The sequence below is a fragment of the Rhodococcus sp. 15-2388-1-1a genome (assembly GCF_002259145.1).
Lineage (GTDB): Bacteria > Actinomycetota > Actinomycetes > Mycobacteriales > Mycobacteriaceae > Rhodococcoides.
Map to the genome: position 1 here is coordinate 160,088 of NZ_NPFP01000008.1, position 23,858 is coordinate 183,945.

Annotated in this window: 22 protein-coding genes; 16 read left to right on the forward strand and 6 right to left on the reverse strand. The window is 66.2% G+C overall.

Features of this window, described 5'->3' with window-relative positions:
• Positions 1 to 7 precede the first annotated feature (7 nt).
• The 3 genes from CH302_RS05250 to CH302_RS05260 are packed head-to-tail and all read right to left on the reverse strand — an operon-like array spanning position 8 to position 3,647.
• Positions 8 to 1,255 (reverse strand): glycosyltransferase family 4 protein, encoded by a 1,248-nt coding sequence (locus CH302_RS05250; protein WP_037189777.1) that lies wholly within the window; start codon positions 1,253 to 1,255, stop codon positions 8 to 10.
• On the reverse strand, positions 1,252 to 2,784 hold the full coding sequence (locus CH302_RS05255) for a 1,4-alpha-glucan branching protein domain-containing protein (protein ID WP_052047586.1): 1,533 nt from the start codon (positions 2,782 to 2,784) through the stop codon (positions 1,252 to 1,254). Before CH302_RS05255 ends, CH302_RS05250 begins: the two co-directional genes overlap by 4 nt.
• A 23-nt stretch (positions 2,785 to 2,807) precedes the next feature.
• Complete coding sequence (locus CH302_RS05260) at positions 2,808 to 3,647, reverse strand: class I SAM-dependent methyltransferase (RefSeq protein WP_052047532.1); 840 nt, start codon at positions 3,645 to 3,647, stop codon at positions 2,808 to 2,810.
• Positions 3,648 to 3,802: 155 nt separating this feature from the next.
• Between CH302_RS05260 and CH302_RS05265 the strand changes: the two genes are divergently transcribed.
• The 10 genes from CH302_RS05265 to ligA all read left to right on the forward strand — a co-directional run bounded on the left by CH302_RS05265 (position 3,803) and on the right by ligA (position 14,689).
• Positions 3,803 to 4,603: an electron transfer flavoprotein subunit beta/FixA family protein gene (locus CH302_RS05265; RefSeq protein ID WP_037189774.1), complete on the forward strand. Its 801-nt coding sequence runs from the start codon at positions 3,803 to 3,805 to the stop codon at positions 4,601 to 4,603.
• A 42-nt stretch (positions 4,604 to 4,645) separates the two neighbouring features.
• Positions 4,646 to 5,602: an electron transfer flavoprotein subunit alpha/FixB family protein gene (locus tag CH302_RS05270; RefSeq protein ID WP_037189773.1), complete on the forward strand. Its 957-nt coding sequence runs from the start codon at positions 4,646 to 4,648 to the stop codon at positions 5,600 to 5,602.
• Between the two features lie 147 nt (positions 5,603 to 5,749).
• Entirely contained in the window at positions 5,750 to 6,568 is an 819-nt protein-coding gene (locus CH302_RS05275) for a GNAT family N-acetyltransferase (protein ID WP_037189772.1), read from the forward strand.
• Positions 6,565 to 7,491 carry a lysophospholipid acyltransferase family protein gene (locus CH302_RS05280; protein WP_052047531.1) on the forward strand — a complete coding sequence of 309 codons (927 nt, stop codon included), beginning with the start codon at positions 6,565 to 6,567 and terminating at the stop codon, positions 7,489 to 7,491. Before CH302_RS05275 ends, CH302_RS05280 begins: the two co-directional genes overlap by 4 nt.
• An 82-nt stretch (positions 7,492 to 7,573) precedes the next feature.
• Positions 7,574 to 8,812, forward strand: coding sequence for a cysteine desulfurase family protein (locus CH302_RS05285; protein ID WP_037189766.1), 1,239 nt, complete (start codon positions 7,574 to 7,576; stop codon positions 8,810 to 8,812).
• Entirely contained in the window at positions 8,812 to 9,900 is a 1,089-nt protein-coding gene (gene mnmA, locus CH302_RS05290; protein ID WP_037189765.1) for a tRNA 2-thiouridine(34) synthase MnmA, read from the forward strand. Before CH302_RS05285 ends, mnmA begins: the two co-directional genes overlap by 1 nt.
• A complete protein-coding gene (locus CH302_RS05295) occupies positions 9,897 to 10,916 on the forward strand; it encodes a methionine synthase (protein ID WP_037189764.1) in 1,020 nt (339 codons plus the stop codon). The genes mnmA and CH302_RS05295 overlap by 4 nt, the downstream gene beginning before the upstream one ends.
• Before the next feature lie 131 nt (positions 10,917 to 11,047).
• A complete protein-coding gene (locus CH302_RS05300) occupies positions 11,048 to 12,235 on the forward strand; it encodes a GGDEF domain-containing protein (protein ID WP_052047530.1) in 1,188 nt (395 codons plus the stop codon).
• Positions 12,236 to 12,300: 65 nt separating this feature from the next.
• The gene (locus tag CH302_RS05305; RefSeq protein ID WP_032398339.1) at positions 12,301 to 12,483 is read left to right on the forward strand and encodes a hypothetical protein; all 183 of its coding nucleotides are present in this window, start codon (positions 12,301 to 12,303) and stop codon (positions 12,481 to 12,483) included.
• Between the two features lie 157 nt (positions 12,484 to 12,640).
• A complete protein-coding gene (gene ligA / locus CH302_RS05310) occupies positions 12,641 to 14,689 on the forward strand; it encodes an NAD-dependent DNA ligase LigA (protein ID WP_052047585.1) in 2,049 nt (682 codons plus the stop codon).
• A 28-nt stretch (positions 14,690 to 14,717) separates the two neighbouring features.
• Here ligA and CH302_RS05315 read toward each other — a convergent pair whose 3' ends face one another.
• Positions 14,718 to 15,368: an amino acid-binding protein gene (locus tag CH302_RS05315; RefSeq protein WP_037189761.1), complete on the reverse strand. Its 651-nt coding sequence runs from the start codon at positions 15,366 to 15,368 to the stop codon at positions 14,718 to 14,720.
• Positions 15,369 to 15,709: 341 nt separating this feature from the next.
• Here CH302_RS05315 and gatC point away from each other — a divergent pair, with 341 nt between their 5' ends.
• Genes gatC through CH302_RS05330 form a run of 3 tightly spaced genes read left to right on the forward strand, consistent with a single transcriptional unit; the run spans position 15,710 to position 18,567 of the window.
• Positions 15,710 to 16,009, forward strand: coding sequence for an Asp-tRNA(Asn)/Glu-tRNA(Gln) amidotransferase subunit GatC (gene gatC / locus CH302_RS05320; protein ID WP_037189759.1), 300 nt, complete (start codon positions 15,710 to 15,712; stop codon positions 16,007 to 16,009).
• Positions 16,006 to 17,478, forward strand: a complete 1,473-nt coding sequence (gene gatA / locus CH302_RS05325; protein WP_037189756.1) for an Asp-tRNA(Asn)/Glu-tRNA(Gln) amidotransferase subunit GatA — start codon at positions 16,006 to 16,008, stop codon at positions 17,476 to 17,478. The genes gatC and gatA overlap by 4 nt, the downstream gene beginning before the upstream one ends.
• Before the next feature lie 6 nt (positions 17,479 to 17,484).
• The gene (locus CH302_RS05330; RefSeq protein ID WP_037189753.1) at positions 17,485 to 18,567 is read left to right on the forward strand and encodes an alpha/beta hydrolase; all 1,083 of its coding nucleotides are present in this window, start codon (positions 17,485 to 17,487) and stop codon (positions 18,565 to 18,567) included.
• A 28-nt stretch (positions 18,568 to 18,595) separates the two neighbouring features.
• On the opposite strand, the gene CH302_RS05335 is transcribed toward CH302_RS05330, so the two are convergent.
• Both CH302_RS05335 and CH302_RS05340 read right to left on the reverse strand, forming a co-directional pair.
• On the reverse strand, positions 18,596 to 19,990 hold the full coding sequence (locus CH302_RS05335) for an alpha/beta-hydrolase family protein (protein ID WP_052047529.1): 1,395 nt from the start codon (positions 19,988 to 19,990) through the stop codon (positions 18,596 to 18,598).
• Positions 19,987 to 20,643: a hypothetical protein gene (locus CH302_RS05340; RefSeq protein WP_082323595.1), complete on the reverse strand. Its 657-nt coding sequence runs from the start codon at positions 20,641 to 20,643 to the stop codon at positions 19,987 to 19,989. Before CH302_RS05340 ends, CH302_RS05335 begins: the two co-directional genes overlap by 4 nt.
• A 277-nt stretch (positions 20,644 to 20,920) precedes the next feature.
• On the opposite strand from CH302_RS05340, the gene CH302_RS05345 reads away from it, so the two are divergent.
• The 3 genes from CH302_RS05345 to CH302_RS05355 all read left to right on the forward strand — a co-directional run bounded on the left by CH302_RS05345 (position 20,921) and on the right by CH302_RS05355 (position 23,854).
• On the forward strand, positions 20,921 to 22,048 hold the full coding sequence (locus tag CH302_RS05345) for a sensor histidine kinase (protein ID WP_082323625.1): 1,128 nt from the start codon (positions 20,921 to 20,923) through the stop codon (positions 22,046 to 22,048).
• Between the two features lie 10 nt (positions 22,049 to 22,058).
• Entirely contained in the window at positions 22,059 to 22,721 is a 663-nt protein-coding gene (locus CH302_RS05350) for a response regulator (protein WP_037189750.1), read from the forward strand.
• Between the two features lie 101 nt (positions 22,722 to 22,822).
• Complete coding sequence (locus tag CH302_RS05355; protein ID WP_032397750.1) at positions 22,823 to 23,854, forward strand: ATP-dependent 6-phosphofructokinase; 1,032 nt, start codon at positions 22,823 to 22,825, stop codon at positions 23,852 to 23,854.
• Positions 23,855 to 23,858 lie beyond the last annotated feature (4 nt).

Genomic DNA, 23,858 nt, shown 5'->3' on the forward strand with positions numbered 1-23,858 from the left:
CCTGTTTTCAGGTACGGCCGGGGAGCGCGCGTTCGACGATGTGCGGGCGAGCCAGCGGATGCCGAACCTTGCGTTTGGCTTCCAGATAGACCTCGGCCGTCGATTCGGCGACGTGCTTCCAGTCGAAATCGACGGTGAGGCGCTCGCGGGCGGCCACGGCACGTTCCTGGGCGGCATCGGCGTTGTCGAGAACACGCCGCACGGCGGCGGCCAGCCCACCGACGTCGCCGGGCTCGAAGGACAGGCCGGTCACGCCGTCGACGATGGCTTCACCCAGACCGCCTGCGGTGGACGCGACCAGCGGGGTGCCCGCAGCGGCGGCCTCGAGCGCGATGATGCCGAACGGCTCGTACCGACTGGGCAGGACGATGGCGTCGGCTCCGTGCAGCCAGCCGAGTAGTTCGGTGTGGTCGAGGTTGCCCAGGAACGACACTGCGCGGGCAACTCGGTGCGTGCGCGCCAGACCGGCCAGCCAAGCGAACTGTGTTCCTTCGCCGGCGATGTGCAGGGTGGTACCCGGGTGGCTTCGTCGGATGCGGGGTAGGGCTGCGATGGCATCCTGGATGCCCTTCTCGTACTCGAGTCGGCCGACGTAGAGCAACTTGGCCGGCTCCGATCGAGGCTCTCGTCGCCGAAAGTGCCAGGTGGACCGGTCGATTCCGTTGCGAATCACCTTCACCGCCGACTCGGATACTCCGAACAGGGTGGTGACCTCGTCCTTCATCGAAGCCGAGCAGGTGATCACCGCATCGGAATCGTTGGCGAGCCACCACTCGACGGAGTGCACCTGGCGGTTGACGGGGCCGGAGATCCAACCGCTGTGGCGTCCGGCCTCGGTGGCGTGGATGGTCGAGACGAGAGGCACGTCGTAGAACTCGGCGAGCGCGATCGCCGGATGCGCGACGAGCCAGTCGTGGGCATGAACGACGTCGGGTTGCCAGCCGTCTCCCAGACCCGGCTTTCCCAGCGCAACGCCGGCACGCACCATCGCGTGCCCCATCGCGAGGGTCCACGCGAGCATGTCCTCACCGAAGACGAAGTGAGCCGGGTCCTCGGCGACGGCGACCACGAGCACCCCGTCCTCGATGTGATGGGACGTCGGGTGAGTGGCGGCGTCGGTTCCGGTGGGTCGACGCGACAGAACCACGACCTCGTGCCCGCATCGGACCAGTTCGGTCGCCAGGTGATGCACGTGCCGACCGAGACCGCCGACCACCACGGGTGGGTACTCCCACGACACCATCAGAATCTTCATCGACGCCCCCCTGCACCTTCTCGCTCGCCGCCACCGTGTGCACCGGGCAGTCGGCGCGCATCCAGCGCAGGAAACAGTCCGTCCGCGCGGTTCCATTGCCCAGCCAGGTCGTGCGCCCGGCCGGGTGAACCACCTGCGGCCGCGGCAGCGATCTCGCGCAGCGCATGTGCGTGGACGTGCGCCCGTTCCCGGGCATAGCCTGCGGCGGAATCCTTGCTGACCATGAATGCCCAGTCGCTGGCCACGGCCATCAGTGTCTCACGCAGTATCTGATCGTTGACCCGATTGCGTAGTTCCGGTCCACCGGCGCGACGCTGCGCATCTCGGGCGGTATCTACGGCGTCGAGAGCGGTCCGAGACACCTCGGAGTTGAGCGCGACCAGGTCGGCGACGTCGTCGCCCGCCCACACGCGCCAGTCCTTGCCCGATCCCCACGACGAATCCTGCAGTTCGAGTGGCGCTCCGACGTAACCCTGCTCGCGCGCATCGCCGAGCGTGCCGACGGTGATGCCAGCGGCGGGAAGCGCGCGCATGAGCTTGCCGAGCCACTGTGGGCCCTCGTGCCACCAGTGTCCGAACAGCTCGGTGTCGAATGCAGCGACGACCAGGGCGTCGCGACCGATCCGCTCGGATTCGGAGATCAGGCGCCTGCGAACCACATCGACGAAGTCGGCGACGTGACGGTCCACCGTGGCCGCAGCCCGCTCGGGATCGTAGGGAGCCTTGTCGTTCGACGCGACGGAGCGGCCGGTGACCCGGGCCGGCTTGAGACCGGTGGCGTGATCGTAGGTGTGGAAATCCCGATAGGAACCGTGGCCGGGATAGCCGGACTTCGGTGACCAGACGCGGTAGCTGACCGGAAGATCGCGTCCGAACGCAACGACGTCGGAGTCCCACACCGGCCTGCCGAGAGAGGTGTCTCCGCGCATCGCGGGCCCGTCGACCATGAAGTGCGAGACCCCGGCCGCGGCGTATTCGGTTTCCATGCCGGGGGTGAATCCGCATTCGGGTGCCCAGATGCCTCGGGGCGTGGTGCCCCACCGAGCACGGGCGTCGAGCAGGCCTTCCCGAAGCGAGAATGCGCGTAGTCGGGGATCGAGCAGCGGCTGGAACGGGTGCGCCAACGGGCCGCCCAGCAGTTCGACGGTTCCGGTGTCGACCAGCGGTCGAAGCACCGCGGACCCGCCGTGCCGCCACCGGGACTCGAACCGATCGAGCGCAGCGGCAGAACCTCGATGTTCACGAACGGACAGGTCGCGGTCGGTCGCCTCGTGCGCTCTGAGCTGCCAGTTTCCGAGCCAGTGGTGCATTCCGGACAGGCAGTGTGGGTCGTCGAGTTGAGCAGCGAGCACCGGGGTGATCCCCAGCGACAGCACGTCGGTGTAGCCGTCGTCGGCCAGCTGCTCCAGTGCCGCGGTGAGCGGCAGATAGCAGTCGGCCCAGGACTGATACAGCCATTCCTCGCCTACCGGCCAGCGTCCGTGATTGGCCAACCACGGCAGGTGGGAGTGCAGAACGAGGGAGAACATGCCCGGCACGGTTGCACCGGATGTCACCCGATCACCGTGCTCGAGCTCTTGCGGGCGACGGCGACCAGGTCGAGGCTGTCGTCGATACGGTCGGCGCTGATGTCGAAATCGTCGATCGAGATTGCCGCGACGTCCTCGGTGAGTTCGGCAGGCCAGGGTTCACCGGCCAGTGCTCGTTCGATCTGGGCGTCGATGAACGAACCGCCGTGCTTGGCGTCGAGAGCGGCCAGGGTGCGTCCGTGCCGCACTCCGGTGAGTTCGTCGACCTCGAGCCGAGCGTCCACGAGAAGCTCGGTGAGTTCGGCCGCGTCGAGTTCGCGGGTGTGGAAGGGGTTGAGCGGTGTGTCGCGGCCGGGCGAGAACGTGATGCGGTTCGGCGTGCTGATCAACAGAATCCCCCCGGGTGCGAGCACCCGGTGCACTTCGGCGAGGAACGCACCTTGATCCCACAGGTGCTCGATCACCTGGAAATTGACGACGACGTCGATCGAGGAATCGGCGACGGGAAGGCGGTCGAGGTTGCCACGCAGCATCGTCACCCTCGGGTAGCGGGCATGCACGTGTGCGGCGGCCGACGCGTCGTAGTCGAGGCCGAGCACGTTGGTCGCGACATCGGCAATCATGTTGGCTCCGTAGCCTTCTCCCGATCCCGCTTCGAGCACCGTTCGATTGCGACAGCGCTCGACGAGTGCGCGGTAGACCACCTCGTGGCGGCGGAACCAGTAGTTCTCCTCGGCGATACCCGGCACCGTTCTCTCGCCGGTGAGGGGGAGTGGTTCCGGTACCGGTGCCTGAGCCGAAGAATCGTTCACCGACGGAAGGTTAGTGGAGGCGTGGGAGAGGTAAGCCAACGTGGTCTCCATAACAGTCGGGGTACAGATGTATGGTCGGACAGGCAGGGAGGTATGTTACCCACGGGTAACTACGGTGAGGTAACCTCGTCCCAGACCGTAGAACTGCACGAACCGTTAGAACACTCACGATCAGCAGAACATGACCAGGAGGTCGACGCAGACCCATGACGAACATCGTTGTTTTGATCAAGCAGGTTCCAGACACGTGGTCCGAGCGCAAGCTCACCGACGGTGACTACACCCTCGATCGCGAGGCTGCCGACGCCGTCCTCGACGAGATCAACGAGCGGGCCGTCGAAGAAGCACTGCTCATCAAGGAAGCCCAGGGCGGTGAGGTCAAGGTTCTGTCCGCAGGCCCCGATCGCGCCACCGATGCCATCCGCAAGGCCTTGTCGATGGGTGCAGACAGCGCAGTGCACCTCAACGACCCGACCCTGCACGGCTCCGACGCGATCCAGACCGGATACGCGCTGGCCGCAGCGCTCGGCAACGTCGCATTCGAGAACGACGAGCCGGCCGATCTCATCATCGCAGGCAACGAGGCCACCGACGGTCGCACCGGTGCCGTTCCCGCGATCATCGCCGAATACCTTCAGATCCCGGCCCTGACGCAGCTGCGCAAGCTCACCGTCGTCGACGGCAAGGTCACCGGCGAGCGGGAAACCGACGAAGGCATCTTCGGCCTCGAAGCCGCATTGCCCGCCATCGTGAGCGTCACCGAGAAGATCAACGAACCGCGCTTCCCGTCGTTCAAGGGCATCATGGCCGCCAAGAAGAAGACGGTGCAGACCATCACGCTCGCCGACATCGGTGTCGAGGACGGCATCGTCGGCGTCGACAACGCCGGAACGACAGTCACGTCGTCCACCCCCAAGCCTCCCAAGACTGCAGGCGAGCGGCTCACCGACGAGGGCGACGGCGGCGACAAGATCGCCACCTACCTCGTCGGCCAGAAGATCATCTGATCCCGCCCCACCGAGCAATCGAAGACAAACGAGGAGCAAGTCATGGCAGAAGTACTCGTGCTCGTGGAGCACGTCGAGGGAACACTGAAGAAGGTCAGCACCGAGCTGATCACCGCCGCTCGTGCGCTGGGTGAGCCGTCCGCGGTCGTCACCGGCCCGGTCGGCACCACCGACAAGGTCGCCGACGCGCTGACCGAAGCCGGTGCCGAGAAGATCTACGCCGCAGAATCCGACGCAGTCGACGGATTCCTCGTCACCCCGAAGGTCGACGTGCTGTCGGCACTCGCGGAGTCGGTCTCGCCTGCAGCGATCATCACCGCAGCCACGATCGAGGGCAAGGAAGTTGCGGGACGACTCGCAGCACGCCTCGGCTCGGGCTACCACAACGACGTCGTCGCCCTGAACGGCGACGGCAGTGCCGTCTACTCCATCTTCGGTGGCGCGTTCACCGTCGAGGCCAAGGCCAACGGCGACGTTCCGGTCATCTCGCTGCGTCCCGGCGCAGTCGAGGCCGAGCCCAAGGCCGGAGCGGGCACCCGCGAAACCGTCGAGGTCCCCGCGCAGGAAGAGGGGGCCGTCAAGGTCACCTCGCGTGACCCGATCGTCGGCGGCGACCGTCCGGAGCTCACCGAGGCGTCGGTCGTCGTCTCCGGTGGACGCGGTGTCGGCAGTGCCGACAAGTTCTCCGTCGTCGAGGATCTGGCCGACTCGCTCGGTGCCGCAGTCGGTGCCTCGCGCGCCGCTGTCGACTCCGGCTACTACCCCGGCCAGTTCCAGGTGGGTCAGACGGGCAAGACCGTCTCCCCGCAGCTGTACGTCGCACTGGGTATCTCCGGAGCCATCCAGCACCGTGCAGGCATGCAGACCTCGAAGACGATCGTCGCGGTCAACAAGGACGAGGAAGCGCCCATCTTCGAGATCGCCGACTACGGCATCGTCGGTGACCTCTTCAACGTCGCACCGCAGCTGACCGAAGCAGTCAAGAAGCACAAGGGATAGCTCTTCCGAGCGCTGTTCCGACAGGCCCCCACCGCCCGCGCGGTGGGGGCCTGTCGTGTCGAGCAGCGCAACCTTGTTCACACAAACTCTTCCGACACGTTTCCCCGACGATGCCCGGTGGCCTTCCCCGCTCGTTAGACACACCTCATGACCACTTCCGTCATGAGCTCGACTGCATCGATCGTCCCGGCCACCGACCGCTACTCGCTCGTGTTGTCCACCGACCCGGAGCACCGACTCGCGGCGCAGCGTCTGCGCTACGAGGTGTTCGCTTCCGAGCCGGGGTTTTCCATTCCCACCGACACCGACGGCCTCGACGCCGATCGGTTCGACGAATTCTGTGATCACCTGCTCGTTCGTGACCAGTGGACCGACACGTTCGTCGGCTGCTACCGCATGTTGCCGCCGCAGGCCGCCGTGTCTGCAGGCGGGTATTACACGGCTACCGAATTCGATATCTCCGCACTCGATCCCGTCGGCATGAATATCGTCGAAATGGGAAGGGCTGCAGTTCATCCCGACCATCGATCCGGGTCCGTGCTCGGGTTGATGTGGGCCGGAATCCTGCACTACCTCGATGTGACGGGATACGAGTGGGTGATGGGATGCGTGTCGGTGCCCATGCAGTCGGCACCAGGGGACCCCATCGGGGCCAACGTTCGCAGTGTTCGAGACCGCCTGTTGGGCAAGCACGCTACGCCGCTCGACCGTCGGGTCCGGCCGTATTCTCCGGTCGTCGTCGACGGGGTGGACCTGATCGACATCGAACCCGCGAAGCGAACCTCGATGCCGCCGTTGATGAACGGTTACCTTCGACTCGGTGCCTCGATCTGCGGTGAGCCGGCGCACGATCCCGAATTCGGTGTCGCCGATTTCGTTGCTCTGCTCGGCCTGCACGAGACCAACACTCGCTATCTCGACCGCTTGCGTTCGGCGGCAACGACGTTCGAGTCGGGTGTCCGGTGACACGACCGATCGTGCGCGCGCACGCGTGGATGCCGTCGTCGCCGTGCAGTGACGGCTGTCTGCCGAAGAACCCACCGACGGTGGGACGAGTGGTCCTAGCGCTCCGAATCGTACTGGCGGTGGCGGCGTTCGGACTGCTGCCGGTGTTGGTCGTCCTCGGGGTTCCTTTCCCGCGGGTTCGCCGTTCGCTGACGCGGATCGGCGCTCGTACTCTGCTGTTCGCCATCGGGATCGACCTGACGGTGCTCGACGCTCGCTCCGAGCGCGAACGCTCCCGAACCGCCGCCGGTGCACTGCACGTCGCCGGTCACATCTCCTGGACCGACGTCGTCGTGCTCACCGCGGTACAGCCGTCGACCTTCGTCGCACGTGCCGACCTGATCGACTGGCCGGTGCTCGGTCGCCTCGCGCGGGCCATGAAGGTACTTCCGATCGATCGAGCTCGACTGCACCAGCTCCCCGGCGTCGTCGATCAGGTGGCCGATCGTGTCCGCGCCGGCGGATCGGTCGTCGTCTTCCCCGAGGCCACCACCTGGTGTGGTCGCGCATACGGCTCGCTACGGCCGGCGCTGCTTCAGGCCGCGATCGATTCGGAGACCTGGGTACAGCCCATTCGTTTGCGCTACCTGGACCGGACCGGCGAGCAGACCACCGCCACGTGCTTCGTGGGAGACGAAACGATCGGTGCATCCATCGGCCGGATCTTCCGGCTGCGCGGATTGCGGGCCGAGGTCGAGTTCACTGCCCCGGAGGCACCCGGTGGCGATCGACGCGACCTCGCCCGACGGTGCGAGGCCGCGATTCGACGCGACGGAGTGGAGCTTGCGGAACGACCGAGGAAGGACGTCTACGACCCCACCGTGCACGAGGTGATGGCCGAGGCCGATCGCAGCCCGATGCCGCCGACGGTTGCGGCGGCCTGACCGAGCATCGATCACCGTGACCGCGGACCCACCTCGCGCAGGTAGGTCCGCGGTCACGGCAGCGGGTATCGTCTAGCCTGTTATGCCTTCTGTGCGCAGTACGACTGCTCCCGTCCCGCCGCGGCCACCGGTGTACCTCGATCACGCAGCGACGACCCCGATGCTGCCGAGCGCGATCGAGGCGATGACCTCTGTGTTCGCCACGGTGGGCAACGCGTCCTCGCTGCACACCTCCGGTCGGTCCGCTCGGCGTCGGGTGGAGGAATCTCGCGAATCGATCGCCGCCGACCTGGGTGCGCGCCCGTCCGAGGTGATCTTCACCTCCGGTGGCACCGAGAGTGACAACCTCGCCGTCAAGGGCATCTTCGCCGCACGTCGAGACTCCGATGCCGCACTGACCAGGATCATCGCCAGCTCGGTGGAGCATCACGCGGTGCTCGACGCGGTGGAGTGGCTCGTCGCACACGACGGTGCGAGTGTCACCTGGCTCCCGGTAGACGCGGAGGGGCGGGTCACTCCGGACGCGCTGCGCGCCGAGCTGGCCCTGCATGCCGACGAAACCGCACTCGTCACCGTGATGTGGGCCAACAACGAGATCGGCACCGTCATGCCGATCGCCGAGCTCGCAGCCGTGGCCGCCGAGTACGGCGTCCCGATGCACAGCGATGCGGTCCAGGCCGTGCCGCATCTGCCCGTCGGGTTCGCCGAGAGCGGCCTGTCCGCGCTCAGTATCGCCGCACACAAATTCGGTGGACCCCAGGGCGTCGGAGCGCTGCTGCTCGGCCGCCAGGTCCCGTGTGTTCCACTCTTCCACGGCGGGGGGCACGAGCGAGACGTTCGATCGGGCACCCCGGACACTGCGGGAGTCGTCGCGATGGCAGCTGCGCTGCGGTCGACCGTCGAGAACTCGGTGCGGCACCGCGCAGAACTGAGAGCGCTCCGCGATCGGTTGATCGACGGAATCAGAGACGCCGTTCCCGACGCGATCCTCAACGGGCCGGACGGCGACGACCGGCTGGCCGGGAACGTGCATTTCACCTTTCCCGGGTGCGAGGGTGATTCCTTGTTGATGCTGCTCGATGCGGCAGGCATAGAATGCTCGACGGGCTCGGCGTGCACCGCAGGTGTGGCCAGCGCCAGTCATGTCTTGATTGCGCTCGGGTGCGATCCGTCCGTCGCCCGTGGATCACTGCGGTTCTCGCTGGGAACCGGCTCGTCCGAATCGGACGTCACCACTGTGCTTGCGGCTCTGCCGCAGGTCGTCGAACGCGCTCGTGCCGCCGGATTGGCCGGCGTCGGAGCTCGAGGAGGAAATCGCTGATGCGTGTTCTGGCTGCTATGAGCGGGGGAGTCGACTCGGCTGTTGCCGCGGCCCGTGCCGTGGACGAGGGCCACGACGTCGTCGGCGTGCACCTGGCTCTGTCGACCGCTCCGGGCGCACTGCGCACCGGTTCGCGTGGTTGCTGCTCCAAGGAAGACGCGGGTGACGCTCGCCGAGCTGCCGACGTACTCGGGATCCCCTTCTACGTATGGGATTTCGCCGATCGCTTCAAGGAGGACGTCATCGACGATTTCGTCGCCTCCTATGCCGCCGGTGAGACCCCGAATCCGTGCCTGCGCTGCAACGAGAAGATCAAGTTCTCCGCTCTGGCGGACCGCGCTCTCGCGCTGGGTTTCGATGCCGTAGCGACCGGGCATTACGCGCAGCTGCACGACGGAGTGCTGCGCCGCGCCGTGGATGCGGACAAGGACCAGTCGTACGTGTTGGCCGTACTGAATCAGGCGCAGCTCTCGCGTGCGATGTTCCCCATCGGAGACACCCCGAAGTCGGAGATTCGTGAGGAGGCTGCCGAGCGTGGCTTGGCCGTCGCCGACAAGCCCGACAGTCACGACATCTGCTTCATCCCGTCGGGCGACACTCGCGCATTCCTCGGTGCTCGTATCGGCGTGCGCCCGGGCAAGGTCGTCGACTCCGAGACCGGAGTCGAACTGGCGGATCACGAGGGCGTGCACGGCTTCACCATCGGCCAGCGCAAGGGCCTCGGCGTGGAAGGACCGGCCGCGGACGGCCGTCCCCGCTACGTGACGTCGATCGAACCCGACAGTGGCACGGTCATGGTCGGCTCTGCGCAGAAGCTCGACGTCTGGGCGATCAGCGGAGACCGCGCGGTATGGACCGAAGGTACCGCCCCGACCGGCCCCATCGAGTGCGTCGTCCAGGTTCGCGCACACGGCGGACTGACCGAGGCCGTCGCCGAGGCAGCGGGCGACGGTATGGAGATCCAACTGCGGGCTCCACTGACCGGTGTGGCCAAGGGGCAGGCAGCGGTGCTGTACCGCAAGGACATTCACGGAGACATCGTCATCGGTAGCTCGACCATCTCGGGCACTCGATCCGAGCGCGAGTGACACCGAGCGATTTCGCTGGACTGTCGACCGGCATCGGTTCGTGGCCGGGCACCGACATCCGTGAGGCCGCGGCAGTCGTCGTCGGGGAGTTCACCGAGCTACCGCACATCGTCGAACTTCCGGCCCGCGGCCTGGGTGCCGACATGATCGGTCGCACCGGAGCCATCATGGTCGATGTCGAACTGGACGTGCGCACCTCCGGCTATCGGGTCGTTCCACGTCCGATGCTCGCCGGTCGCCGGGCGACCGATTTCCTGGCCGAGGACCTCGACGTACTCGAGGAACTGTGGGAGGTGTCGGGGCTTCGCGGCAGCGGCCGCACCATCAAGGTCCAGGCCGCCGGTCCGTTCACGATGGCAGCGCAGGTCGAACTTCGGCACGGGCATCGGGCTCTGACCGATCGCGGGGCGCTGCGGCATTTCGCCGAATCCCTCGGCGAAGGACTGCGCCTGCACTGCGCGGAGTTGACGCGTCGGCTCGGAGTCGAGGTCCTCGTTCAGCTCGACGAACCCAGTCTCGCAGCCGTTCTGGCCGGTAGCCTGACGGGCATCACCGGGCTCGATTCGGTGCGGGCGGTCCCGGAACCGGATGTTCTCGACCTGCTGGATTCGCTGATCGAGACGATCGACCTTCCCGTTGCGGTGCATTGCTGCGCCGGCGACGTTCCGTTCGACCTGCTTCGTCGTTCGCGTGCCGTCGCGGTCGCCGTCGACGCGACTGCGCTGCGCCGCAGCGACTTCGACGGAATCGGTGAGCTGCTGCAATCCGGCAAGACGCTGATGCTCGGGTTGATTCCGTCCGAAGCCCCCGTGCTACCACCCCATTGGCGTGAACTGGCCGAGCCGGGTGTCACGTTGATCGACCGACTCGGTTTCGACAGATCGGTTCTCGCCTCCCGTATCTCTGTGACGCCTGCATGTGGATTGGCCGGCAGCACACCGGAGTGGGCCCGTCGCGCAACAGGACTCGCCCACGATGTGGCTGCCGCGTTCGGAGACTCACCCGATTCTTTGTGAGATCCCACAGCCGGTCGGAGTGAAACACCGGGGTCTTCTGCCGATCGAGGCCACTCCCGTCAGGACGCCGAACAGGTGTGACACTATTCACATGGCCGTTGGGGGTCTGTTGAATACGTGGGAGTTCGGAAATGGCATCAGGTGGTCGGGACTTCGATGAGGTTGCCTCCCTCCGGCGTTCCGGCAGGCACCGCCGAGGCCTCCTCGCGAAACTGGCCGCGGCCACCTCCGACTGGTATCGGGCCCCGCACGATTTCGAGTGGATCCTCAATCACCGGTCGACCCGTCCGCTGACCGGGATCATTCGTGCCGTGTTCGGCACCGCCACCACGATCTATGCCTTCACCTCGATTCTGATGCTGTTCAGCGACCTCGGTCCTCAGGGCAGTGTGGCGATCGGATGGGTTTTCTTCGTTCTCGTCACTCAGGTGTTCGTCGCCGCACGGTGCGTCCTCGGACCGCTCCCGGGGAAGAAATTCTTCGTCGTGTTTCTGGCCTTCGGGGACATTCTCACGACCTCGGTGTTGATTCTGTACGCACCTGTCGCGTCGCTGATCGGAACCGTGCTGTTCGCAGTCACCGGAGCGTTCTGCACCTACTTCCTCAGTCCGCGACTGCTGGTGGCGCACCTCGTGTGGACCGCGACGTTCATCATCGGGTTCGGCGTTCGGACCTTCCTGTCGGTGATGGACGGCGAGGTGGACTCCATCGACGGACCCGCTGTCGCGACCGCGACGGTGGTTCTCCTTCTGGCGACAGTGGGAGTACCCGTGTTCGCTCAAGTGGCGTGGACGACGCTGTCCAACGACGCCAAGCGGTCGGTTCTCGATCCACTGACCGGGGTGTACAACCGGCGCGGCATCGACAGCGAACTGCTGGACCTGTGGCACCAGGCCAGCAAGCGGGGTATGTCCATGGCCTTCCTGGTTGTCGACATCGACAAGTTCAAGTCGGTCAACGACCGATTCGGGCACAGCCGCGGCGACGAAGTGATCGTGCGGGTCGCCGATCGGCTGCGCCGCTTGGTCCGGCATCAGGGCGGAGTGCTCGCCCGAACCGGTGGCGAGGAGTTCCTCGTCGCCATGGTCGGTGATGCGCGGGGGATGGTCGATCTCGGCTTCGACGTCGTTCGAGTGCTCTGGGACCGCCGTGACGACATCCCCGTCACCGTCAGTGTGGGAATGGCGTTGTTGCGCGAGGACTCGGCTCTGTGGGACGTGGGCAAGTCGGTGGTCGGCAGAGCAGCCCGCACGGCGGACGCGGCGATGTACCGGTCCAAGCAGTCCGGTGGAAACAGCTTGGTCATCGACGAGATCTGAGGCCTCGAACCGACCTCGTTCGATGCGCCGGTGTGCTCGGGTGCGACCTCTGCGATGATCGTGCGATGTATCGGCTATCGGATGCCCAGCGACGTGGACTACCCGCCGGAGTGCTGTTGTCGGTGATGGCCTCCGTGCTCGGCGGCATCTACGCCGACTCCTTCGTGACCGGCTTCGCATTGACCGCCGGTATCTGTGCGGTGGCGATCGTCGCCGCGACGCTGTTGCTGGGTCTGATGGGACGGTAGTCGCTGCGCTGCAGCCGGTGCCACTCTGTCGGTGGGGTCGGATAATCTTCGACACGTGCCCGAATCGACCGAACCGCCCGTAGGAAACGACGAGACCGCAGGGACCGTCGATGTCGAACTCGACGCCGCGTCGTCGGCCGATCGCGAGCGATGGCAGATGCTGGCCGAGGAAGTGCGCGGTCATCAGTTCCGCTACTACGTTCGCGATGCGCCGCTCGTGTCCGACGGCGAGTTCGATGCGCTGCTGCGTGAGCTGAACGATCTGGAAGAGGCGCACCCGGATCTGCGCACGGCGGATTCACCGACGCAACTCGTCGGGGGTGGCTTCGCGACGGAATTCACCGCCGTCGACCATCTGGAACGAATGTTGAGCTTGGACAACGTGTTCGATCACGACGAGCTTCGTGCCTGGGCCAAACGGGTCGAGACCGAGGCAGGGCCGGATCTGGAGTATCTGTGCGAGGTCAAGATCGACGGCGTTGCACTGAATCTGGTGTACGAGAACGGCACGCTCGTGCGCGGTGCCACCCGAGGCGACGGACGTACCGGTGAGGACGTGACGCTCAACGCACGCACGATCGAGGACATCCCGGACACCCTGACGGGTACCGAGCAGTACCCCGTGCCGGAGTTGTTGGAAGTGCGCGGCGAGGTCTTCTTCCGGCTGGAGGACTTCCAGGCGCTCAACGCCTCACTCGTGGCCGAGGGCAAGCCCCCGTTCGCGAATCCACGGAACTCGGCGGCCGGGTCGCTGCGACAGAAGAATCCGGCGGTCACCTCCAAGCGTCGTCTGGGAATGATCTGCCACGGCTTCGGCCGCATGGTGGGGTTCACACCCGAGTCGCAGTGGCACGCCTACGAGGCACTCCGCGCCTGGGGTCTGCCCATTTCCACCCACACGACCCGCGTGCGAGGCGTCGACGCCGTCATCGAGAAAGTCGTCTACTGGGACCAGCACCGACACGACGTCGAACACGAAATCGACGGCCTGGTCGTCAAGATCGACGACATGTCGCTGCATCGTCGACTCGGGACGACGTCTCGCGCGCCGCGGTGGGCCATCGCGTACAAGTACCCACCCGAGGAAGTCACCACCACGCTGCTCGACATCCGCGTCAGCGTGGGCCGGACGGGCCGAGTGACGCCGTTCGCGTACATGACGCCGGTACTCGTGGCCGGCTCCACGGTGTCGCTCGCGACGCTGCACAACGGCTCGGAGGTCAAGCGCAAGGGCGTTCTGATCGGCGACACCGTGACCATTCGCAAAGCGGGAGAGGTCATTCCGGAGGTTCTCGGCCCCGTCGTCGACGCCAGGACCGGTGACGAGACCGAGTTCGTCATGCCCACCGAGTGCCCGGAGTGCTCGACGCCCCTGGCCCCGGCCAAGGAGGGCGACGCCGACCTGCGGTGCCCCAACTCGCAGTTCTGCCCGGCGCAACGTCGCGAGCGAGTGTTCTTCGTCGCCGAGCGGCAGCGATTCGATATCGAGGGTCTGGGCTACGAGGCCGCATCCGACCTCCTGGCCACCGGTGCGATCGAGGACGAAGGCGATCTGTTCTCGCTCACCGAAGACGACCTGATGAAGACGGCGATCTTTCGCACCAAGTCCGGGGCGTTGTCTGCCACCGGTCGTAAGTTGCTCGACAACCTGGCCACCGCACGGAACCAGCCGCTGTGGCGGGTGTTGGTCAGTCTGTCGATTCGACACGTGGGGCCGTCCGCAGCCCGCGCACTGGCGGGGGAGTTCGGCAGCCTCGAGCGGATCCGGGCAGCGTCCGTCGAGGAACTCTCGGCGGTCGACGGGGTGGGCGGCACCATCGCGGCCGCGGTCTCCGAGTGGTTCGAGGTCGACTGGCACCGCGCCATCGTCGACAAGTGGCGGGCCGCGGGCGTGCGAATGGAAGACGAGCGCGATGCGTCGATCGACCGCAATCTCGAGGGGCTGTCGATCGTGGTCACCGGGTCGCTGACGTCCTATTCACGCGACGAGGCCAAGGAAGCGATTCTGCTGCGAGGTGGCAAGGCTGCAGGTTCGGTGTCCAAGAAGACAGCGTTCGTCGTCGTCGGCGAAGCTCCAGGGTCCAAGCACGACAAGGCAATCGAGCTCGGCGTGCCGGTGCTCGACGAAGCGGGATTCACCCTGCTGCTGACCGAGGGACCCGACGCAGTGGCTCCGACCGACGCAGAACCCGGTTCGGCGGACTGATCGGGCCGGTCGCGTCAGTTCAGTGGCGTCAGTTCAATACCGTCGCGACGATGCCGGCGAGATAGCCGAGCCGGGCAACCTCCGAGGGCCTGAACTCCGGGCCTCCAGGCCTGCCCAGCATCAGCACGGTGCCGGTGTTGCCGAGGGGCGCAGCGGCGATCTTGGTGTCCATGTCGCGCCATACCTGGGGCACCCACTCGGCGTCGGAATCCAGAGCGGCGGGGGCGTGCAGCGGGAACCACGGTAGCTCCGCGGCGTGAGTCTCGGGAGCCCCCGAGCTGCCCACCAGACGGAACGGGCCGTGCGCGTTGGTGGCGACGACAGTGCTCCACCCCACTCGAAGGACGCGGGGAGCTCCGTCGACGAGCACCTGAAGTCGATCGTCGGACGCCGCTGCGACGCGATCGATCAATTCCAGTTCGCGGTGCGTGTCGAGGACGCCGGTGTACGGGCGGATGGAATCGACCCGGACATCGGTGAGGTTCTCGGCAGCGGTGATCAGCGTGTCCGGAAGCGAACCCGGAGCAACGTCGACCACCAGATCGTCGACTGCGTAACCGTCACCGCGTTCGATGACGTCGAGGGAGAGGATGTCCGCCCCGACCGAACCGAGCGCGACGGCCAACGATCCGAGGCTGCCCGGCCGGTCCGGCAGTTGGACGCGGAGCAGGTAGGACATGTCACGCTCCCTTTCGACTTCTGATGTACTTCGGCCACCCCAGCGTCATCGGTCGTTGCTGGCAGGTGGAATGTCGCTCTGGGGTCGTTCCGCAGGCTCCACTCCTGGGAACAAGATGCACCCCGGCGCGAGCAATCCTTGCATCTTCGACCTGTCCGGTACGTCGCGCAACGCGGGCCGTGACAATTCCGACACTCCACGCGGCCACGAGGAGTGAGTGAAGCCTGCGTAATGCTGCGCACTAGGCTGGACGGCGTTCGCGAACCAGCGCGGTTCGCTCTGTACGAATACGGGGCCGCTTCTGCAGGCTCCGCTCCTACTGTCTGAAAGGGGTCTACGCGGTGCCAGACATCTCCCGCGACGAGGTCGCTCACCTCGCCCGGCTGTCGCGCTTGGCTCTCAGCGACGCCGAACTCGACGAGTTCGCCGGCCAGTTGGACTCGATTCTTCATCACGTCAAGGCAGTGGCCGAGGTGGCGACGGACGACGTTCCGCCGACAGCCAACCCCAGTGACATCGTGAACGTGACGCGTCCCGACATGATCGTTCCCGGCCTGACGCCGGAGCAATCGCTGTCCGGTGCACCGAACGCCGAGGAGGGCCGTTTCGCGGTGCCGCAGATTCTGGGAGAGAGCGAATGACCGACCTGACGAAGCTCGACGCGTCCGAGCTCGCCACCCGTATCCACGCGCGTGAGATCAGCGCCGTCGAGGTGACTCGGGCGCATCTCGACCGAATCTCCGAGGTCGATGGTGACCTGCACGCTTTTCTGCATGTCGCAGGAGCCGAGGCGCTCGCAGCGGCGACCGACGTCGATGCGGGATTGACTGCGGGGCATGCACCGGCATCGGCTCTGGCCGGCGTGCCGTTGGCCCTCAAGGACGTGTTCACCACGACCGACATGCCGACGACGGCCGGATCCAAGATTCTGGACGGGTGGATGTCGCCGTACGACGCGACGGTGACCACCAAGCTGCGCGCAGCGGGCATTCCGGTGCTGGGCAAGACCAACATGGACGAGTTCGCGATGGGCTCGTCCACCGAGAACTCGGCCTACGGACCGACCAAGAACCCCTGGGACACCACCCGCATCCCCGGCGGCTCGGGCGGCGGCAGCGCTGCGGCGCTCGCGTCGTACCAGGCCCCGCTGGCCATCGGCACCGACACCGGCGGATCGATCCGTCAGCCGGCGGCACTGACCGGCACAGTGGGAACCAAGCCGACCTACGGCAGCGTCTCGCGCTATGGACTGATCGCCTGTGCCTCGTCACTCGATCAGGGCGGCCCGTGTGGCCGGACCGTGCTCGACACCGCGTTGCTGCACGAGGTCATCGCCGGATACGACGCGCGGGACTCCACGTCGGTGGAGACGGCAGTTCGACCGGTGGTCGCAGCGGCACGTGAGGGTGCTCGCGGTGACCTGACGGGCGTGCGCGTCGGTGTCGTCAAGGAACTGCACTCGGACAAGTACCAGCCGGGTGTCATCTCGTCCTTCGATGCCGCGGTGGCGACACTCACCGAACTCGGTGCCGAGGTGGTCGAGGTGTCGTGCCCCAACTTTGTGCACGCATTGGCCGCCTACTACCTGATCCTCCCGTCGGAGGTGTCGTCCAACCTGGCTCGGTTCGACGGCATGCGGTACGGATTGCGGGCGGGCGACGACGGCAAGCACAGCGCCGAGCAGGTCATGGCCACCACGCGCGCGCAGGGGTTCGGACCGGAAGTCAAGCGTCGCATCATGATCGGGACGTACGCCCTGTCCGCGGGATACTACGACGCCTACTACGGCTCGGCCCTCAAGGTGCGCACGTTGATCGCCCGTGACTTCGATGCCGCATACGAGAAGGTCGACGTGCTGGTGTCGCCGACGACCCCGACGACGGCATTCCCGTTGGGGGACAAGGTGGACGATCCGATGGCGATGTACCTCAACGACCTCTGCACGCTGCCGACGAACCTCGCGGGTCATTGCGCGATGTCGGTACCGTCGGGTCTCGCCTCCGAGGACGGACTTCCCGTGGGCCTGCAGATCATGGCTCCGGCGTTCGCGGACGAGCGGCTCTACCGCGTCGGTGCCGCATACGAGGCCGCTCGCGGCGATCTGAGGTAGTTCGAGGTGCTGCATCGGTGGGCTGCCGATCTGGCTCATCTGCCCCTGCTGTCCGGTGCAGTGCCCGCGGTCGCGTTGACTGCGACCGCTGTCGTGGCGGCGGTTCTGGTCCTTGCTGTCGTCCTGAGGGTCAGGCGGGGCCGAGCACTGGGAACGGTGTTCGGCGCGCTGAGCGCTCTCGGTCTCGGTGCCTCGCTTCTGGTGGCGGCGACAGTGCTCACCAATCTGACCGTCACTCGATACCCGACGGCGGCCGTGGCACTGGGCCACCGACCGGCCGTGCAGGCCGAGGGCACCGGCAGGTTGGTCGACGTGGACGTGCCGGGCACGGTGTCGCACTTCGCCGCGCGGTCCGCGACCGTCTACGTTCCGGCGTCGTACGACGCCGGCGCGAGCGACCTACCGGTGCTGGTGCTGCTCACCGGTCAACCCGGTCATGTCGTCGACTGGATCGAGGGTGGTCGTCTGGCCCAGACGATGGACGACTTCGCAGCACGTCACGGCGGCGCGGCCCCGATCGTCGTGGTGGCCGACGGACTGGGGGACACCGAGGCGAATCCGATGTGCATGGATTCGGATCTCGGAAATGCCGCGACGTACTTGTCGGTCGATGTGCCGCAGTGGATTCGGTCCAATTTTCGGGTGTCCTCGGATCCGAGGGCCTGGGCGGTCGGCGGCTATTCCTATGGGGGAACGTGCGCGCTGCAGCTGGCGGTGACGGCACCGTCGGTGTACCCCACCTTTCTCGACATCTCCGGTGAGGACGAGCAACGTCGGGGCACGAGAAGTGAATCCGTTGCAGCGGCATACGGCACGGACACCCCGGCGAACGAGGCGCGTTTCGAGCGCACGACTCCGCTGAACATTCTCTCGCGCAACAGCTTTCCCGATTCGGCCGGTGCCTTCGTCGTGGGAGCCGACGACGAAGAATTCCGGCCGCAGACCGAGCGAGCGTACGGGGCAGCAGAGGCTGCGGGCCTCGACGTTCACTACAGCGAGCTGCCCGGTGGACACTCGATGCAGGTCTGGGCTCCTGCGCTGGAACAGGAGATGGACTGGCTCGGCGGGCGCGTGGGTCTGCTCGACTGACGCACGGTGTCGTCTCGGAGTACCACCATCAACGACACCGGTGCATCGTGGTGCCCTGGTCGGTTCCGTACCGATGGCCGTGACCGGCACCGACATCGAGCGCAGCGGCGAGATCGACGGACGTCTGGACGAAGCCGACGATCGGGAGCCACATCGGCGTCGGTGCGTCGGGTCGGGTGGTGGACGTGTTCGGTGGTGACCACAGCAGGTCGGCCGACCATCGAACCACCGGGTCCGAAGAATTCGCCAGTACCGTTGCGCCCTCGGTGTTCACGGCTCCGGCGGGCGGTCCCGCCCAGACGGCACCGCAGACACCCGGATTGCTCCGCCCGATAGAGAGATATGCGTCGCTGCCCGCCACCGCGCCCAAACTCTGGCCGTACACGATGATGTCGGGCGGTGTCGATTCCGATGCCGCGCGCTCCGCGACCGCGCGAACCACCGCGTCCGCGGAACTGCGCGCGTCGTCCTCGGCGAACAGGAATGTCGCCCAACTGGGCGCGTTCGAGTACTGCACCGCCACGGTGGCGACATCTCCGCCGAATCTGCTTTCGGCACCGGTGACAGCGTTCTCGTCCACCCACCCCGATCCGGTCGGTATCGCGACGATCACGACGCTACGCTGAAATGCACCGGCTCGATCCATGTCGGCGACGGCCGACGCGACCCGTCGATCGAGTGTCGGGGCCGAATCGAGCCCTACGTAGACCCGCACGGTGCTGGGATCGAGACCGCCGGAGACGAACTTTCTGCCCTCTCTGCCGAGCGTGCGCCACGGGACGAGCGAGGACGGAGCTCCTGATCTCGCGTTCGAGCTCGGAGCGGGCATCGTCTCGTCCACAACGGAGTTCGAGGCCGAGAACGAGTTTCGGATGACAGACCCGACCGTGGGCGCGGCAACGGAATACGACAGAAGGCCTGCGACGGCAATCAGGATCATCGTTCGACCCCCGCCGAGTGCGCAGCCGAACCCGATGGCCGCACGGCCGAGTCCGCAGAGAACCACTGCAACGCAGATTGCCCCTGCCGAGACCTCCGCTGCGTACCGCCAGTTCACCGTCCCGACATCCATGGCTTCCCGTAATCGATTCTGCCACATGACATTCGCGGTCATCGAACCGATCGACATCAGTGTGCCTGCACTCGCCGACCAGGCTTGCAGACGTGGTCGAGCGGGCGTGGGTGAGCCGAACGCGCGACGGGCCGACCATGCGACCGCGAGCGCACTCGCCATCAGCACGCCGGTGAGCAAGGCCTGGGTGACGGCCGGACGGGGGAGCAAGGAGGGAGCCGACGACACCATCACCGCAACGGTGAGTGCCACCGAGGTGCCGATTCGGGGGAGTAGGACACTCGTCGCAGGCGGGGTGGACGGGGTAGCCGTATCGGCAATTCCGGTGACTCCGACGACCGGCGCGATCATGCGGGTTCGATCGGCCGGGACACCGGTTCGGTGGACAGCCGGCGTCGGCGCGCATATCGGTCGGTTGCGATGACCGACAGCGCAATCAGAGCGATGCCCGCGCCGACCGCCGCGAACGGCAGCGCGGGCTCGGACACAGGTGCGCCGAAGGACTGTCGCCAGGAATTGACGTCGACGGCCGTGGCAGCCACCGATGCGGCAGCATTGCAGATCTGGCGAGGCCCGTCGTCGGTCCGGTCCGTGCAGGCGGCGTGCATGCGCTCTTCCAGCTGGGCATCGATCGATCTGCGCCACTGCGGGTCCACTGTTGTCCCTGTCGCAGCGGCGTACCGGATCAGGTCGTAGCCCAGATCGTGGGCCTTGCATGCGGAATCGAACTCGGACGGCAGCGGGACCGGTGACGAGCAGTCACCGCGAGGGTTCTCCGCCATGTCGTCCTGCACCCGCGGGCGGTACCCCATCACGGACCCGAAGTCGTCGGGGATGGTCAGGGCGGCGGCGTCCGCGGACTCGGTGACCAGTGCGTGTACCGAGACCGCGACAGGTGAAGTCGTGTCGGCGGCCGGTGGTGTCGATGCTGCGCCGGTTGTCGCCATCACCGCCACCATCGCTGCGACCGCGCCCATCACGGCGCGAGAAGTGTTCCTGTTCATGGCTTTCGACGCTAGGGAGCCGGGGACTCATCGAACATCGCGCCGAAGTCTCGTTCTGCTGTGCCTGCCTCGGACGTTCGGAGGGTCCTACCGATACCTGGATACTGCACGGAACTGATACCCAGGTATGACGACCTCGTCGGCCCGCACTCCCTAGGCTCGGTGCGTGCGCAAGAACAGATCAGCAAAAGGCGAGCTCACAGCGGTGCGGCGTCGAGTGCCGACTCGAATCGGTGGATTCCGCTCGATCGACGTGCTGATCGTGGCGGTCACGGCAATGCTGTATTCGATTGCGTGGCCGACTTTGCCGGTCACACACGAGGTCTCGGGTCCGCTACTGCCCATCGTCGGCGCACTGGCCGCGTTTCCGTTCGCGTTGATCCGCGTCAATCCCGCACTGGGATGGGCCGTCTCGGCGCTGTTCGCTCTGGTGATCCCGGTAGCGTTCGACCGCGTTCCCGGCTACGACTACCCGTGGCAGGTAGTGCACATACTCGTCCTTCTGGCGTTGTTGTTCGCCGTCGCTCTGCGCTCGCCGGTGTCGGTACTGCTCGTGGCCTGGTTGGCCAGCATGCTGGTGTTCTTCGCCTACATGCCGGGCTCGGACGGCGTCGGCTGGGCGGTGGGTCTGACTGCGGTCGTGGTGTTCGGACTGTTGATCCGCTGGCTCGTTCTCTCCCGTAGGCAGCTCGCGCAGCAAGAGGAAGTCAGTGAGCTCGAGCGCACCCGACGCACCGTACTCGAGGAGAAAGCCAAGATCGCCCGCGATCTGCACGACGTCGTTGCGCACCACATGTCGATGGTCGTGGTGCAGGCGCAGAGTGCGCCGTACCGACTCGATGACGTGTCCGTCTCTGCAGCAGTGGAATTCGAGTCGATCGCGGCCACCGCACGGGAGGCGCTCAACGAGATCCGGGGAATGCTGGGTGTGCTGCGCAGCGACGGACAGCAGTGGCAGGACGCGCCGGCACCGAACGCACTCGATCTCGAACGTACCTTGCACGCGAGCCGCAAGGCCGGTATGGACGTGCGGTGGGCTATCACTGGGCAGGTCGAATCGGTAGCCGACACAACAGGTTTGGCTCTGTACCGAATTCTGCAGGAGTCGCTGTCCAATGCCGCTCGGCACGCCCCCGAGGCAGCGGTGAGCGTCGACATCACCGTGGGGCCGAGCACCGTCGTCATGACCGTGGTCAATGCGCCTCCACCGAGCGCCGGTGTCGAACGCGCCACTCGACCCGATACCGGTGGGCACGGGATATCGGGTATGCGCGATCGTGCACGCGCGGCGCACGGCTGGCTGCATGCCACTCCTCTTCCCGACGGCGGATTCGAGGTCGCGGTACACGTTCCGAACGGCATGCCGATCTCGGCGGCATCGGTTGTCCGGAACGAACTCGCCTAGGCTGTTGCGCGTGGCTACAACGGTGTTCATCGCCGACGACCAAGCAATGGTGCGGCAGGGGTTCGGTGCACTTCTCGGTGCTCAGGCCGATATCTCGGTGGTCGGAGACGCCGACAACGGCAGGACCGCGGTCAGCGAGGTCGCCCGGCTGTTGCCCGACGTGGTGCTGATGGACGTCCGGATGCCCGAGATGAACGGTCTCGATGCTGCTCGGGCGATTCTCTCTGCGTCACTTCCGTCGCCGGTGCGCATTCTGATGCTGACGACGTTCGACATCGACGATTACGTCTACGAGGCTCTGGCTCTCGGAGCGAGTGGATTTCTCCTCAAGGATGCGCCGGCCGAGGAGTTGATCAGAGGTGTTCGGGTCGTCGCCGCAGGCGACGCGTTGCTGGCACCGTCGGTGACGAGACGGCTCATCGCCGACGTCACCTCCCGTCGGGGAGCGCGGCGCCACACGTCTCCGCGTCTGAGCGATCTGACTCCGCGGGAACGCGAGGTTCTCGAACTGATCGCGACCGGTATGTCCAACTCGGAGATAGCGGGTTCACTGTTCCTGGCCGAGCAGACCGTGAAAACGCACGTCGGCAAGGTTCTCGCGAAGCTCGGACTGCGCGACCGCGCCCAGGCGGTCGTACTGGCCTACGAGACCGGCGTCGTCACACCGAAGTGAGGACCGAACGGTACCGACGCGCGCAGCATCCCACGCCCGATTAGGCTGACGTCCGTCACCGGGTCCGCTTCACGGACCTGCGAGCAGAGAGGCGAAAATCGATGCGCATCGGAGTTCTGACCGGAGGCGGCGATTGCCCAGGGCTCAATGCGGTGATTCGCGCAGTCGTACGCACCGCGGACGCGCGGTACGGCTCCACGGTCGTCGGTTTCCAGGACGGATGGCGCGGGCTTCTCGAAGACCGTCGGGTGCAACTGCGCAACGACGACCGCAACGACCGGTTGCTCACCAAGGGCGGCACGATGCTCGGCACCGCGCGCACCAATCCGGATGTGTTGCGCGCCGGACTCGATCGGGTCAAGCAGACTCTCGAGGACAACGGCATCGACGTGTTGATCCCGATCGGTGGTGAAGGGACCCTCACCGCTGCTGCGTGGCTGTCGGAGGAGGGTGTGCCCGTTGTCGGTGTGCCCAAGACGATCGACAACGACATCGACTGCACCGACGTCACATTCGGCTTCGACACGGCGCTGACGATCGCCACCGATGCGATCGACCGTCTGCACAGCACCGCAGAATCCCATCAGCGCGTGATGCTGGTCGAGGTGATGGGTCGGCACGCGGGGTGGATCGCTCTGCACGCAGGCCTGGCGTCCGGTTCGCACATGACACTGATCCCCGAGCAGCCGTTCGATGTCGAAGAAGTGTGCACGTTGGTGCGCAAGCGTTTTCAGCGTGGAGACTCGCACTTCATCTGTGTCGTCGCCGAGGGTGCCAAGCCGATGGAGGGCTCGATGAAGCTTCTCGACGGCGGTATCGACGAGTTCGGCCACGTTCGTTTCACCGGGGTTGCCCACCAGCTCGGCGTGGAGATAGAGCGTCGCATCAACAAGGAAGTACGCACCACGGTGCTCGGCCACGTCCAGCGCGGTGGGACGCCGACCCCGTACGACCGCGTTCTCGCAACACGATTCGGCGTCAACGCCACCGATGCGGCCCATTCGGGAGACTTCGGCAAGATGGTCTCGTTGCGCGGCACCGAGATCGGCCTGGTGTCTCTGGCCGAGGCCACCAAGCAACTCAAGCGGGTACCGCAGACCCGATACGACGACGCAGCCGCGTTCTTCGGCTGACTCC